Raw genomic sequence first — 516 nt, forward strand, 5'->3', positions numbered from 1 at the left:
TGGATACCCCGTTAACCCTTAGCCACGCAGTAAATATGGCGGGATTAATTCAGGCTACCGCCCACTGGTTACTGACGGAACGCCCGTTTAAACATCAGGAAAAAGATTACCTGCTGTATAAATTCAACCGTTTCCAGGCCTGTCGCTATGGGCTTGAAGGCGTCATCACCGATCCGCACACTGGCGATCGTCGACCACTAACGGAAGACACCTTGCGATTGCTGGAAAAAATCGCCCCTTCCGCACATAAAATTGGTGCATCGAGCGCAATTGAAGCACTGCACCGCCAGGTCGTCAGCGGTCTGAATGAAGCGCAGCTGATGCGCGATTTCGTCGCCGATGGCGGCTCGCTGATTGGGCTGGTGAAAAAGCATTGTGAGATCTGGGCCGGTGACTAAGCCGGGAATTGCCTTACAGAAGAATATCCCTGACAATGGTGTTTTAACTTACATTTAACAATGTTATGAAACACCCTTTAGAAACCTTGATCACCGCAGCAGGCATTTTGCTGATGGC

General features: G+C 50.4%; 1 protein-coding gene. It reads left to right on the forward strand.

The annotated features are described in order from the left end of the window. Positions 1–398 (forward strand): glutamate-cysteine ligase family protein (locus AC5O77_RS22675; RefSeq protein ID WP_494507287.1); only part of this gene is annotated, 398 nt, incomplete at its 5' end. Positions 399–516 lie beyond the last annotated feature (118 nt).

The sequence above is a fragment of the Stenotrophomonas sp. INTA L402-1 genome, from assembly GCF_059295135.1.